At 43.2% G+C, this 12,833-nt stretch carries 13 protein-coding genes; 5 read left to right on the forward strand and 8 right to left on the reverse strand.

All coding sequences use genetic code 11. The annotated features are described in order from the left end of the window. Positions 1 to 19: 19 nt before the first annotated feature. Genes PN836_RS16525 through PN836_RS16535 form a run of 3 tightly spaced genes read right to left on the reverse strand, consistent with a single transcriptional unit; the run spans position 20 to position 3,156 of the window. Positions 20 to 970: a hypothetical protein gene (locus PN836_RS16525; protein WP_395340345.1), complete on the reverse strand. Its 951-nt coding sequence runs from the start codon at positions 968 to 970 to the stop codon at positions 20 to 22. Beyond that, complete coding sequence (locus PN836_RS16530) at positions 948 to 1,913, reverse strand: NAD-dependent epimerase/dehydratase family protein (RefSeq protein ID WP_395340348.1); 966 nt, start codon at positions 1,911 to 1,913, stop codon at positions 948 to 950. Before PN836_RS16530 ends, PN836_RS16525 begins: the two co-directional genes overlap by 23 nt. Further along, complete coding sequence (locus tag PN836_RS16535; protein WP_395340350.1) at positions 1,900 to 3,156, reverse strand: class I SAM-dependent methyltransferase; 1,257 nt, start codon at positions 3,154 to 3,156, stop codon at positions 1,900 to 1,902. The genes PN836_RS16530 and PN836_RS16535 overlap by 14 nt, the downstream gene beginning before the upstream one ends. A gap of 220 nt (positions 3,157 to 3,376) precedes the next feature. On the opposite strand from PN836_RS16535, the gene gmd reads away from it, so the two are divergent. The 5 genes from gmd to PN836_RS16560 all read left to right on the forward strand — a co-directional run bounded on the left by gmd (position 3,377) and on the right by PN836_RS16560 (position 7,779). After that, entirely contained in the window at positions 3,377 to 4,492 is a 1,116-nt protein-coding gene (gene gmd, locus PN836_RS16540; RefSeq protein WP_395340353.1) for a GDP-mannose 4,6-dehydratase, read from the forward strand. 9 nt (positions 4,493 to 4,501) lie between these two features. Beyond that, on the forward strand, positions 4,502 to 5,464 hold the full coding sequence (gene fcl / locus PN836_RS16545; protein WP_395340354.1) for a GDP-L-fucose synthase: 963 nt from the start codon (positions 4,502 to 4,504) through the stop codon (positions 5,462 to 5,464). Between the two features lies 1 nt (position 5,465). Then, entirely contained in the window at positions 5,466 to 5,924 is a 459-nt protein-coding gene (locus PN836_RS16550; RefSeq protein WP_395340356.1) for a GDP-mannose mannosyl hydrolase, read from the forward strand. Between the two features lie 24 nt (positions 5,925 to 5,948). Further along, entirely contained in the window at positions 5,949 to 6,410 is a 462-nt protein-coding gene (locus tag PN836_RS16555) for a hypothetical protein (RefSeq protein ID WP_395340359.1), read from the forward strand. Between the two features lie 121 nt (positions 6,411 to 6,531). Beyond that, positions 6,532 to 7,779: a hypothetical protein gene (locus PN836_RS16560; RefSeq protein WP_395340361.1), complete on the forward strand. Its 1,248-nt coding sequence runs from the start codon at positions 6,532 to 6,534 to the stop codon at positions 7,777 to 7,779. Between the two features lie 44 nt (positions 7,780 to 7,823). On the opposite strand, the gene PN836_RS16565 is transcribed toward PN836_RS16560, so the two are convergent. From PN836_RS16565 to gorA, 5 genes are all read right to left on the reverse strand, one after another. Beyond that, positions 7,824 to 8,561, reverse strand: coding sequence for a sulfotransferase family 2 domain-containing protein (locus PN836_RS16565; RefSeq protein ID WP_395340364.1), 738 nt, complete (start codon positions 8,559 to 8,561; stop codon positions 7,824 to 7,826). A 61-nt stretch (positions 8,562 to 8,622) separates the two neighbouring features. Further along, a complete protein-coding gene (locus tag PN836_RS16570; RefSeq protein ID WP_395340367.1) occupies positions 8,623 to 9,267 on the reverse strand; it encodes a glycosyltransferase family 32 protein in 645 nt (214 codons plus the stop codon). After that, complete coding sequence (locus PN836_RS16575) at positions 9,257 to 10,126, reverse strand: WcbI family polysaccharide biosynthesis putative acetyltransferase (RefSeq protein ID WP_395340370.1); 870 nt, start codon at positions 10,124 to 10,126, stop codon at positions 9,257 to 9,259. The genes PN836_RS16570 and PN836_RS16575 overlap by 11 nt, the downstream gene beginning before the upstream one ends. A gap of 136 nt (positions 10,127 to 10,262) precedes the next feature. Beyond that, entirely contained in the window at positions 10,263 to 11,201 is a 939-nt protein-coding gene (locus PN836_RS16580; protein ID WP_395340371.1) for a sugar phosphate isomerase/epimerase family protein, read from the reverse strand. Between the two features lie 170 nt (positions 11,202 to 11,371). Further along, a complete protein-coding gene (gorA, locus tag PN836_RS16585) occupies positions 11,372 to 12,730 on the reverse strand; it encodes a glutathione-disulfide reductase (protein WP_395340374.1) in 1,359 nt (452 codons plus the stop codon). Positions 12,731 to 12,833: the final 103 nt, after the last annotated feature.

Raw genomic sequence — 12,833 nt, forward strand, 5'->3', positions numbered from 1 at the left:
TGCTCATCACTTAGATAGCTCATTCTACCTCAAGCTTTCCTGGTAAATACTCAGGTTTGTCGTTAACGAGTGTCCAGAAACCAAATGCGGAAGAAGGTAGCATTCCATACTGTTTTTCAATATGGTCTTCCATCAAATATACTGCTAACCTCTCGTAGTAATATAACGCACATTTAAAGCGGTTACTTTCAGGAATGCTGCTCAAATGATCGCGAAGAAATCTAAATGTTACGATTTCCGCTTTTTTTGAAATATCTACAAATACGCCCACAGGCATCCGCCCGATTCCCATTGCTGTCAAATGAAGCGCTTTATTTCTCAATCTAAAAGCATGATAGTCATTCAAAACCCCTTCATCAATGGCCGACTTCAAAAACAAACCAAGTACCTCAGAGCCATCTCTTCGCTCGTGAGCTTTCTGAAGTGGAGCATTGGCAAAAAACATAGGAAGTAGCCAAGGCCGCTTTGTTTGACTAAAAGATATGTCATCTTTGTAATCTAAGACTGTCTCGTGAGTCACATGATTCATCTGAGGCCAAGGAGAATGGGGCGTGATTCTGTGTGGCAACACGAACAAACGATATGTAGTAAAGTTGACAACAGTTTTTGCGTTTATGTTATTACGTGCTAGATGCCTAGCAGCGGTCAATAAACCAGAGATAATGACTAACTCATGGCGATATTTTTTCAACGCTGGTATTTCACTAAAGCAATTGATTACATGTTTGTTTCGAGTGCGATCAAGTGTGTTTTTTTCTCCGATTTCTAAACGAATGGTTTCGTCAGATAACGGTAGCTCAGGTTCTTTGTGTGTGATGCAAAAATTAATAACGTCGTAGTGTTCGCGCTCTTTAATTTTATACGCTTTATGTCGGCCAATTATGTTGTTCAATTTGTTAGAGAGCGTAGCGCGGAGCTTGTTCATTTTCTTAAAGAGTTTCCTCGTTTTATTTAGTTTGCGCAATTGCATGAAATTTTTTAATTGTATTTACTATTGCTCTTAGGCCGTCTTTAAGTTGAGTTTTGGGTTGCCAATACAACTCTTCCTTAGCTTTCTGGATGTTCAAACTTCGTCTTTGAGGACCCTGATATTCATTCTCGTCAAATACAATTTTCCCATTATATCCGGTCAAACTAGCTAGTATATTGGCTAATTTTCCGATGGTGGTCACATTTCCTGTGCCTATATTCACTAGACTTGAGTGTTGGTGTAAAGCTGAACAAATGATTCCATCGATCGCATCATCGATGAATAACAAGTCTCTTTCTTGTTTGCCATTACCCCATAGGTGGACCTGAGGCGCTGAAAGCTTGACAGCATTGATAAACTTTTTACAAATGACGTTTACGGCTTGAGCCGTATCCTCAATCTTACTAGAGCAACTTGGCCCGTACACCGTCGGTAATACCACGCTACAGCATTCCAAATTATATTGACTGGAATAAGCATCTTGTGCGGCAATGATCGCAATCTTTGAATTCGCATAAGCTGACAAATTATCTTCTGAAGTTTGGAAAGATATTTCAGTTTCTCGTCTGGTGAATTCAGAAGGTGCATAGATGCTATAAGACAGGGTTGAGATAATCTTTGCTTTCGGGAAATAAAGCCTTACGATTTCGAATATGTTAGCGTTAATTAGCGTGTTGTCATACCAAGCCTTGGCAGGGTTCTTTGCTAACCATTCGCCACCGCGAACACTCGCTGCGAGGTGAAAAATGTACTTAACTTCTATTGTATCGCTCAGGCTTTTGAAGAAATCAAATGTTGTCGTGACTCGCAGATCGTTCTTCGAAGACAGTGCGATGATATCAAAACGTTCGCTAAATTGTTTTTTTAGCCGCATTGTCAGTGAGCTACCAATGTACCCTGTCGCTCCGGTTACGATGATTCCTTCTCTTTTAAAAGTCGTCACGTGAGACAATCCGCAAGTTCGGAAAGGGAACAATGAACTTGCCGCCAGCATTTAAAAACGCTTTCTTTTTCATCATTAAGTATTCCAAATAGTTCCAAGCAAACACAACATAATAGTCTGGCTCTTTGTCGATTGCTTTTTCATCCACTACAGGAATGTGTTTACCGGGAGAGAGCTTTCCTATTTTAAGCTCATTCACCTCGGTCAAACAAGCGATAAGTGACGAGTCGATATCAGCAAAATTAAGAAATGTTGAGCTCTTTAAAGGCGCTCCAAGGCCGAAGATTACCTCATCCTGAGCGTTTAACTCTATGAGCAACTGTTTTAAATGAGAAGCGATGTCTTTTGCTCGTTGACCAAAGCTCATGTAGGTGCCGATGTCTTTCAGGCCTTCATCTAACTCCTTTTGTGCATATTTCGTCACTTTTTCAGAGATCTCATAGTCGGAATTATTGAGCGCAAGCGAGGCAATGAACGAGCCCCCATGGACATCTACATCTTCAATGTCTATCACCTTTAAGTTGTGTTTCTTTAGAATGTTATTTAGCGATGAAAGTGAATGTATACATGTGTGCTCGTGGTAGAAATGGTCGAACTGATTCTTTGAAAGTAGTGATAATAGACTTACGGCCTGAATTACGAAAACTGACCTCGAGCTCATCACAAGCTCGATTCCATCCAGAAAGTCATGAAGATTAGAAACGTGGTAAAAAACTGACATTGCGGTGATTAGCTTTGGTTTGACATTAAGTTGATTAAAGCTAGCCGCAGTGTCCGAATTCCAAAACTTATTGATGACTACATGACCTTGTTCACGTGCCATCTCAGAGATACGAGTTGAAGGCTCTACGCCGATCGTGCTCATACCTTGGCTGTCAAATTGATTTAAAAACGTCCCGTCGTTGCAGCCAATATCTAAGACTAAGTCGGAGCGAGTGAGCGAATAATCATTAGCAAGTTTAACGGACAATGTATGAAAATGTTCGACCATTGGTTGATTAGTACCAGTAAGATAGGGATGGTCATCGAACAGAAGATTCTTATCAATATGGTCTAAAAGCTGTACTTGCCAGCAATTTTTGCAAACACCCATTCGCAAAGGAAACTGTGGCTCTTTCTCTATCGATTCGTTCGGACTAATAAATGCGTTGCCGCTTGGCTGTATTCCTAAATCAATAAATTCAACGACACGGTTTTGCGAACAGCTCATGCAAGCGGTTCTTTTTTGAAAAGTATTATTCACAGATTATCCTACTGTTATTAATTTTTTTGGTTGGCAATACTATCGTTTACTGCGCATGGTATCCAAATGTGTTTGAGTTAGTATTACATTGCGCGCGACTAGCATAATAAAGCGTTTAAACTCAGCGCAGACAAGAAAAGTACTTCTAATGATTGAACTGAACTAATTTACCACTACAATACGGCAGTATTAACGTAAAAAAAAGGAAATTTACGCCCAGATGAAAAAAGCACTGATCACCGGCGTCACCGGCCAAGACGGCTCATACTTAGCTGAATTTCTTTTAGAGAAAGGCTACGAAGTCCACGGCATCAAACGCCGCGCATCACTTTTCAATACCCAACGAGTCGACCACATATACGAAGACATCCACATTAAAAATCAACGTTTCAAACTCCATTATGGCGACTTGACTGACTCCTCCAACCTTATCCGTATTATGAGGGAAGTAGAGCCAGACGAAGTATATAACTTAGGTGCACAGTCTCATGTAGCGGTGTCGTTCGAAGCACCGGAATATACGGCAGACGTTGATGCCATGGGCACACTTCGGCTGTTAGAAGCTATTCGGTTTTTGGGCTTAGAAAAGAAAACGAAGTTTTATCAAGCCTCCACATCTGAGCTGTATGGTGAAGTGCAAGAAATTCCCCAAAAAGAAACCACGCCATTTCATCCGCGTTCCCCTTATGCTGTCGCCAAAATGTATGCATATTGGATAGCAGTGAATTATCGTGAATCTTACGGAATCTATGCCTGCAACGGTATCTTGTTTAATCATGAGTCTCCGAGAAGAGGCGAAACCTTTGTGACGCGCAAAATTACTCGCGGCATTGCTAACATCGCACAGGGCGCTGAAAGCTGTTTATACTTGGGCAATATGGATGCGCTGCGCGATTGGGGGCATGCAAAAGACTATGTTCGTATGCAGTGGATGATGCTTCAGCAAGATGAGCCTGAAGATTTTGTTATTGCGACGGGTAAACAAATATCGGTTCGCGAATTCGTTAAAATGTCGGCGGCTTATGCAGGTATTACATTGGAATTTAGCGGGCAAGGTGTTGACGAAGTAGCCACTGTCACCAATGTTGAAGGTCATGACGCACCTGGCGTAAAAGTAGGTGATGTGATTGTAAGGGTTGATCCGCGTTACTTTCGTCCGGCAGAAGTTGAGACGCTACTTGGCGACCCAAGCAAAGCCAAACAAAAGCTCGGATGGGTGCCAGAAATCACGGTTGAAGAAATGTGCAAAGAGATGGTGGAGCACGACCTTACCACCGCGAAACAAAATGCCCTTCTCAAACAGCATGGTTTTACTGTTGCTTTGTCGCGCGAATAGGACGTTTATATGAAAAACATATTCGTAGCGGGTCACAGAGGCATGGTGGGCTCAGCAATTGTCAGGCAGTTATCGCAGGATTCTAATGTTAATGTTCTAACGCGCTCGCGAGTCGAGCTCGATTTAAGCAATCAGCAAGCAGTGACAGAGTTTTTTGACGCTAACCGCATAGATGAGGTGTATCTTGCTGCTGCAAAAGTTGGTGGAATTATCGCAAATAGCACTTACCCAGCAGATTTTATATATGAAAATTTGATGATTCAGTGCAACATTATTCACAGCGCCCATTTAAGTGGGATTCAAAAGCTATTATTTTTAGGGTCGTCTTGTATTTATCCGAAACTGGCAGCGCAGCCTATGGCTGAGGACGCTCTGCTTACTGGGGTGCTTGAACCCACTAACGAACCTTATGCAGTGGCAAAAATCGCAGGCATTAAGCTATGTGAGTCGTACAATCGTCAGCACGGAAGAGACTACCGCAGTGTAATGCCTACTAATTTGTATGGCCCGCATGATAACTTTCATTCCGAAAACTCTCATGTCATCCCAGCGCTTGTTAGGCGTTTTCATGAGGCAAAAGAAAATGGCGATACACAGGTTGTTGCATGGGGCAGCGGCAAACCGATGAGAGAGTTTTTGCATGTTGATGACATGGCGGCAGCCTCAATTTATGTCATGAATTTGGCAAATGATATATACCAAGCAAATACAGAACCTATGCTTAGTCACATTAACGTAGGTACCGGCGTCGATTGTACTATCCAAGAATTGGTAGAAACCGTTGCGAGAGTAGTGGGTTTTAAGGGGGATGTTGTGTTTGATGCAAGCAAGCCCGATGGCGCGCCCCGCAAGCTTATGAATGTGAGTCGTTTAAAGTCGCTTGGTTGGGAATATACCTATTCACTTGAGCGGGGGCTAGCAAGTGCTTATGAATGGTTTTTAACTAACCAAGACACTTTTCGAAAAGCATGATATGTTTTTAGATGCATCCACCTTTAAAACAGTCATCGAATTTACACCGCTAATCTCTATTGACTTGATTGTGCAAAATTTGGACGGCAAGATATTATTAGGGAAACGTAACAACGCACCTGCGAAAGACTTTTGGTTCGTTCCAGGCGGACGCATCCTAAAAGATGAGTTAATGGAGGTAGCGTTTATTAGGTTGGCTCAGGAGGAGTTGGGGCTAGATATCGCGCTTAGCGATGCTAAATTTCTAGGGGCATACGAACACTTTTATGACGACTGTGTGTTTAGTTCAGAAATTAGTACACACTATGTTGTACTTGCTTATTCATTGCAATTGCAGCGGTCATTGATAAACTTACCCACCAAACAGCATCGAGATTACCGTTGGTTTTCTCCTCAAGAGATGCTTAATAATCGCAAGGTGCATCGCCATTCTACAGCCTATTTAGCGGCACTAGACTAAGGAATTTTTGTGTTAGGAAAATTAATGCCCAAAAAAACGACATCTTCTGTTGAACCACAAGAAGTCGAAGCTCCTGAGCCCGAAGCGCGCGAGGCTGAGTATCATATCGACGTGTTAATTCCTGGGCTTATTACGGGATGGGTTTGCCACAACAAGGAAAAAGAGCATGCGTCTGGCACGTTGACGCTTTCCTTAAACAACAATGAAGTCGCTAAGGTCACGGCAAACATGCCAAGGGAAGACTTGGTTGAAGCCGGACTTGGTAACGGACAGCATGGTTTTGAGGCGAGTGTTAACTGGCAATATTTTGAAGTGGGCGCAAACAAGCTTGTATTAACCCTCGACGGGCATACAAGCGTTACACACACATTTAATATGTCGCAAAAGCAGTTAATGGTCGCCATGCAGGAGCACATATGCATGCATATTGACGATGCCATGATGCAAATGCAGCGTAATTTATTAAACGCGCTTAATCGAGACTGAATTAGGTGACAAATGCGCCTGCATTAAAGGCTTTGTGGTATCGCGAAACGTCATATTTATTTGCTTTGCGAATTCGAAACTTGTTGTATCTCAGCCACATTAACATCGGTGTCAGTGATTAATGCGAACCCTTGTGTTAGACCCCGGTTTCGAGGACTTGAGCTCTCACCATACCAATGTTAACAAGCAGCTCATTTCGCACTTTCGTGCAAATTCATGTGAGCTAAACATTCTCTCATCCATTAACTTGCAAGGATTTGATAAGCAGGCGCTCCTTGCAGATAATACTATTCCTTGGTTTATCTCCCCTTGTTATGTGAATGGCTTGCGCGCGGTTGATCATGAGCAAGAGCAGCGACTTGCGCTTCAATTTAGTATTGAGCTTTCTATGGCCTTAAAAGAGAGGCACATTAATCGTGCAGATAACCTCATTATTCATAGCTGCTTTAGTTTTCATATCTTAGGGTTAGCGTTGTTTCTTCAAAAAGAGGCGACCACTTACGCAGGTAAAGTCATTGTTTGCTCCATGTTTCATCCAGGGCATAGGGTCGCAAAACAGCCGCATGAATTAGATGGCGCAGTATGGTATCGCCGGTATAAATTGGCACTGGCTTTTCTTTCGCAGCTAGTGAGCGTGTCTGATAAAAGTGCCGCACCTAGACGAAACGTTAGGCTTGCAACGAGCTGTAAGACATACCAAGAGGCGTTTTCAGATTGCTCTAGTCTGCCTTGGGAAGTTCACCCAGCAATCAACTTTACTGATCCGATTAAACCCAAGGCAGTGGATAGTGAACCCTACGCCAAGCGGGTTATTCTCTATATAGGAGCGCTTAAACACGATAAAGGAATCGTTTTTTTGGTAGATGCGCTACCGCAAATACTATCTAGATTCAGTGACACGGAGTTTTTTGTTCAATTTAATGAGCAGTCACCTAATGCACATGTGTTTGATGACCTTAAAAAGCGTTTAGTAGACATTAAGCAGCAGCACAATAATTTGTCTCTAACATTTGCCCCCCTGTCGCAAAAAGACTATGAGCATCAATTTGCGACAAGCGATGCACTTGTGATGCTATATGATGTTGAAACATATCAATTAAAAACCTCCGGTTTACTTTGGGACGCTATTCGCCACCCACATTTAAACGTGTTTTTACCGCAGGGCATTTGGGCAAGTGAGGAATACCAAGCGCTTGGTGGGCAGCCGTTTTTGTTTAACGAGGGCTGCAGTGACTCCTTGTGCGAACAACTTGCACTATGGAAGGCGAAACCAAAGGGAAGGCTTAGCTTGTCTGAGTATGGGAGGGTAATTAACCAATCATTTTCAAAGTGGTGTTTACAAAGTTTGGGCTTTGTCGAAAACAGTTGAGCCGATTAAAAATAAATTGTGTTCGTCTATCCGCTTTTTAGCGTTCACAAGGCAAATAGTCTTTTTGCATATTCATACAGCTGAATGTCGTATTTGTTTGCTTCAAGCAGTGTTTCGTATAAGTTTTCACCTATATCATGTTTTAAAGTGCTGAGTTTGTCCGCTATTGTTAACTGGCCACTTTGGCTCGCGTTACTCTTTTTTACTTTCAATAAGACATGATCAAATCCAGCATTTTGTAACACACGGGAAAGCTTATCAATAGAGCGCTCAAACTCCTCAACCAACCCAAAAAACGGCATTGCATTTAGTGCTTGAGTCGCTCGTATGAGCTCATTGTGTTCAGTCGGCGGGTACACTCTGCCAAGCTTGTCACAATGAAAGTTGCGACACTGCTTATCATGCACATTGCTTAAGCGCCCCTCAATATAGCCTTTAATGTCATTTTCACGCGCTAATTTTGTACCGAAGGTATCCACCGTTTGTCTTTTTTCAAATGCGTATACAGAGGTGATGCGCTCAATTGGATGACGCAGAAAAAATATGGGGATGACCTTGACACTCGGGATGCTGGGAACGGGTAAATGGGCGGTATGAGAAGAAAAGCACACTATATTTGCTTCGTCTTTTATCCACTGCGCCAACTGTTCGGCATTGGCCGTTTTATCGTTTGGGAACTCTTTAGTTGCCCATTTATCACTTGTAAACTGCTCCTTTAGCGCAGCATCGATAGACGTGCCAGCGTTTTTAAACAAATGATAGTGCAAAATGACGGTGCGCATACTTCTCCAAATGTGTTTTCATTTTTAGTCTGAATAAGCGTTAACAAAGCACGCGCTAGCTTCACTCTTTATAGATGCTTTGGTTTTTTTGAATGTCAGACCAGTGATTATTTTTTTTATGTTCTAGGTCGTTCACTAAATCAAAATAGGTGTTTATTGCTCGTTGTTCCAATACACATATTGCTTGCGCTTTTTCATCAAGCTTGTTTTCGTATTGCTTATCGATGGCTTCGTTAAAATTGTACGGGCCGGTGGCACGCCAAACATCGTTAAAGGCTTTGGTGCGGAGATTTTCGAGTATCATCTCCCATATGGCATTGAGGGTAGGATTGGAAGCTTGGCAAATGATTAATCCATTCCATATACCGCCGTGCCATTTGCGCATTACGGTGAGTTTATCTTCATTCGCAAACAACGGCTCGATGCTCGAAAGGCATTTGGTCGCCATATCAATATACATCCCGCCATAGGCTAAACAATAAGCGACTCTAAATATATCAGACTTCATCGCAGGCAATGCAGCGCTTTGGTAGAGCTTCTTAATCTCATCGCCATATTCTTGCAGCAGAAACATACTGGCTTTTGTATCGTCAAAGTGCTCAATGGCAAGCCACGGATTGCAAGAACGCCATGATTCGGTGAGTTGCTCAATATCCGCCGGCAGAGGAAATTGATGCCAATACTGCACCAGTGTTCTAGGAAGCATATTTTGCCTTGATGGACGACGCATTCTGCGTATATATCTCGTAAAAAGTATCAACAAGTTCTTCTGCACTGTAGAACTTAGTTGCTCCTAAGGTGACACCGTTATTATGAATACCTTCGACGCATTTACCTTTAAAGGTATTCTCAATTGGAAAGTTGAAATCCATACCCGGATTAAGTGGCGGGATAAATGGATCTAAGGGCTCTTTTGCGTCTTCAACAGGTTTAATGTCAGCCTCCTTCACCCCCATACGACGTAAAATTCGTGTCGCGTACTCTTGTAGTAAGCAATAACAAGGGTGATTAAATGTAAAAAACAATCGCTGCTTGCTCATCTGTTCGCTTATAAAATCCACTATCCCAATATCAACTAACCCTTCACGTTTATTGAGTTCGATAAGCGATGTTGATGCTATGCCAGCATATTTCTCTTGATTGTAACGCTCATCAAATAAAAGAGATGCAGTTTGAGTAGTGGTCAAAGCCTTTAACCAGCTTTCGATGATGGTGGTGTTGTGATAATCACCCATGGGTCCTTGCAAGGTGCCGAGCTGCGGAATACGAACATATGTCCAATCAGGCGTGTAGCCGGCATAGTACAGATTTAAAATGGTCGTGACTTTGTTAGGAAATGCGGTTTTTAGCGTGTTTGTTCGTATATAGTCACATGGATAAGTGTCAGCGATTAGTTGAGTCACAATATGGTCAGCGCTATCGAGCGTGGCGTATACCTCGTCTTTTTCATGTGCTTTTAAAAGATGCACGATAGGCGTATCAATCACGGTCACTTGCTGGTTAATCTGATTGATGATGTCTTTTAAAGGTCGAGCTTGGCAATTGCCAATAATGACGAGGTTCATATCGTTTGTTGACGCGCCAATTTTTGAAATTACCTAACTTTATCGTTTATGGGTATCAGCCTCAAGCAAAGTCCTGACAAATCTGGGCTTTGCTAGTTCAGCCAGTTCCAACTTATGCATTCTAATTTGCGCAAAACTACCCGAGCGAGGCTTCAAACACCTCCCGACTCATCCTCAAACTCTCCCTCACCGGCCGCGTCGGCTCAAAGCCATCCTCATGCGCCAGCTCGATCATTGCATCCCCTTTAAACTTGATGCGCTTTAAGGTATCGCCAATCTTTTCAAAATCCGTATCGCCTTCCCCAATAGACTCGGCCCAATAGCCAGAAGCATACTGATCTCGCAAATGCAAAAACACCAGATTGTCTTTATATTTCTCCAAAAATGCGTTGGGCTCAACACCGGCGCGAATGAGCCAGTTGATATCAGGCCCCAGCTTGATATCGGGAATGCGTTTGAGTGTATTACCTAAGTCGTAAAGATTATTTTCAACTTCGTAAGTGTGATTATGAAGGTTAAGTACCACGCCTTTTGCTGCACCCATCTCCCGTGCTTTGAGTATCAACTCAGCCTGTGCGTCAAACTCTTCTTGGGTCTTCGCTCTGCCAGATGGATGTTTGACAGAAATACCAATGGTACGAGCACCAAGTTTTTGCATATTGGTGAATATGTTATCTAAATCTTCGCTGATTTCATTTGCCTTACTTGCATCCCAAAAATGCGCGCCGTAACTTGTGCCAATTAGGGGTAAGGCATGCTGTGCGATGAGCTCTGCCATTTCTGCCGTTTTATCCTCTCGTCGCAGTGGATGTTCCATTAGCTCAATGCCATCTAACCCGGCATATTTCACATCACTCCATATTGTCGGCAAAATGTTGGAAACGTCGAAACTTGGTTCATGCTTGGCATACACCCATACGTGCATACCAATATTTATGTTATTAAGTATGTTGGGTTTAGCATCGGAAGACGATAGTGCGCGCATAGCGGCAAAGCTGGGCGAAGCGCTTAGACCCAAACCCAATCCGGCAAGGCTTGCGCCGCCTAAAAGTGATAATGCTTGACGTCTATTCATGGCAAAGTCCTTATCTACGTTTGCGAAGCGATAGATTTACCATATATGACGAACCTTGCAGCCGCAAGGGATGTGCATTTGAAAAGCAAACATCACACTGACAAAAAGAAATTACATGATGTTCGCTATTGATTGTGCCTAACCTTTTCACTTCTACATAGTCTTTGCTACTACATAGTCACATATTCTTCCGCAGAAGTAGGATGAATCGCCACACAAGCATCAAAATCCGCTTTCGTTGCGCCCATTTTCATTGCTACGCCAAAGCCTTGAAGAATTTCATCCATACCAAAGCCGATGCCGTGAATACCCACCACTTTTTCATCGTCACCTGCGCAGATTAGCTTCATTTTTGTGGCTTGGCGGTGAGAGGTGACGGCGGTATACATAGCGGCAAAGCTTGAGTTGTATACCTTTATTCCATCCTCGCCATATTCAGCTTTGGCCTCGGCTTCTGTCATGCCCATAGTGCCGATGGCGGGGTGGCTAAATACCACCGTTGGCACGTTTGAATAGTCCATTTTTGCATCGCTCTTGCCGTTAAAGAGGCGTTCTGACAGCAGACGACCTGCCTTTACAGCAACAGGGGTGAGTTCCACATTGCCGATGTTATCGCCCACTGCATAGATATTTTGCGCTGTGGTATTTTGATACTCATCCACTTTCACATAGCCGCGCTCGTCTACTTCAACGTCGGTGTTCTCCAGTTTGATCTTGTCGGTTGAGGGCTGGCGTCCAATGGCCCAAATCAGTGTGTCGGCTTCTAAGCTTCTATCGCCGTTTAAGTGGATTAATAAGCTACCATCACTTTGTTTTTCAACCGACTCAACTTCAGTAAACGGATGCAGGGTTGGTCCATCTTCTTTCATGATTTCAACAATGGTGTCGCTAAGCATATCGTCAAATTGTCGAAGAGGTTTTTCGCGTCTGACCAATAAGTGCGTTTCACTGCCTAACGAATCTAGTACGCCAGCAAGTTCAACGGCAATATAGCCTGCGCCAACTACCACTACCCGTTTGGGCTGTTCGTCAAGGGCAAAAAAGCCATCAGAATCGATGCCAAGTTCAGCACCGGGCACAGGTGGTTTGATGGGGCGCCCACCAACGGCGATGGTGATGTGGTCGGCAGTATATGTGGTGCCATCAATATCAATGGTGTTATTGTCGATAAAGGTTGCGAAGCCTTTGATTAAATCCACATTATTATTACCTAATACGCGATCGTAGCTTTGATGTATTCGGCTAATGTAGGCATCGCGGCTTTCTACTAATTTCGCCCAGCTAAAACTGTTTACGCTCACATCAAAGCCGTAGTCGGGTGCATATTTATGAACCGCTTCAGCGACTTGCGCACCAAACCACATGGCTTTTTTCGGCACGCAGCCTACGTTCACACATGTTCCGCCAATATCTTTCGCTTCAATAATGGCCACTTTTTTCCCATAGCGAGAGGCTCTATTGGCTGAAGCAATGCCGCCGCTGCCGCCGCCAATGCAAATATAATCGTAGTGGGTAGTCTCAGTTGTCATAAATATCCATGTATTTTAGTAATGTTTGCTTGCATAAGACCTTGTTGAGTCTTTGTATCTTTCAGTAGGTAGAGCGAGAGTGAATTATCAAACACAGATTTAA

This window comes from Ningiella algicola, assembly GCF_028401415.2.
Classification (GTDB): Bacteria; Pseudomonadota; Gammaproteobacteria; order Enterobacterales; family Alteromonadaceae; genus Glaciecola.

Bases quoted from the DNA above. Each gene is read 5' to 3' on its own strand.
- PN836_RS16525 (WP_395340345.1), bottom strand. From the start codon at position 970: ATGCAATTGCGCAAACTAAATAAAACGAGGAAACTCTTTAAGAAAATG.
- gmd (WP_395340353.1), top strand. From the start codon at position 3,377: ATGAAAAAAGCACTGATCACCGGCGTCACCGGCCAAGACGGCTCATAC.
- fcl (WP_395340354.1), top strand. From the start codon at position 4,502: ATGAAAAACATATTCGTAGCGGGTCACAGAGGCATGGTGGGCTCAGCA.
- PN836_RS16550 (WP_395340356.1), top strand. From the start codon at position 5,466: ATGTTTTTAGATGCATCCACCTTTAAAACAGTCATCGAATTTACACCG.
- PN836_RS16555 (WP_395340359.1), top strand. From the start codon at position 5,949: ATGCCCAAAAAAACGACATCTTCTGTTGAACCACAAGAAGTCGAAGCT.
- PN836_RS16560 (WP_395340361.1), top strand. From the start codon at position 6,532: ATGCGAACCCTTGTGTTAGACCCCGGTTTCGAGGACTTGAGCTCTCAC.
- PN836_RS16565 (WP_395340364.1), bottom strand. From the start codon at position 8,561: ATGCGCACCGTCATTTTGCACTATCATTTGTTTAAAAACGCTGGCACG.
- PN836_RS16570 (WP_395340367.1), bottom strand. From the start codon at position 9,267: ATGCTTCCTAGAACACTGGTGCAGTATTGGCATCAATTTCCTCTGCCG.
- PN836_RS16575 (WP_395340370.1), bottom strand. From the start codon at position 10,126: ATGAACCTCGTCATTATTGGCAATTGCCAAGCTCGACCTTTAAAAGAC.
- PN836_RS16580 (WP_395340371.1), bottom strand. From the start codon at position 11,201: ATGAATAGACGTCAAGCATTATCACTTTTAGGCGGCGCAAGCCTTGCC.
- gorA (WP_395340374.1), bottom strand. From the start codon at position 12,730: ATGACAACTGAGACTACCCACTACGATTATATTTGCATTGGCGGCGGC.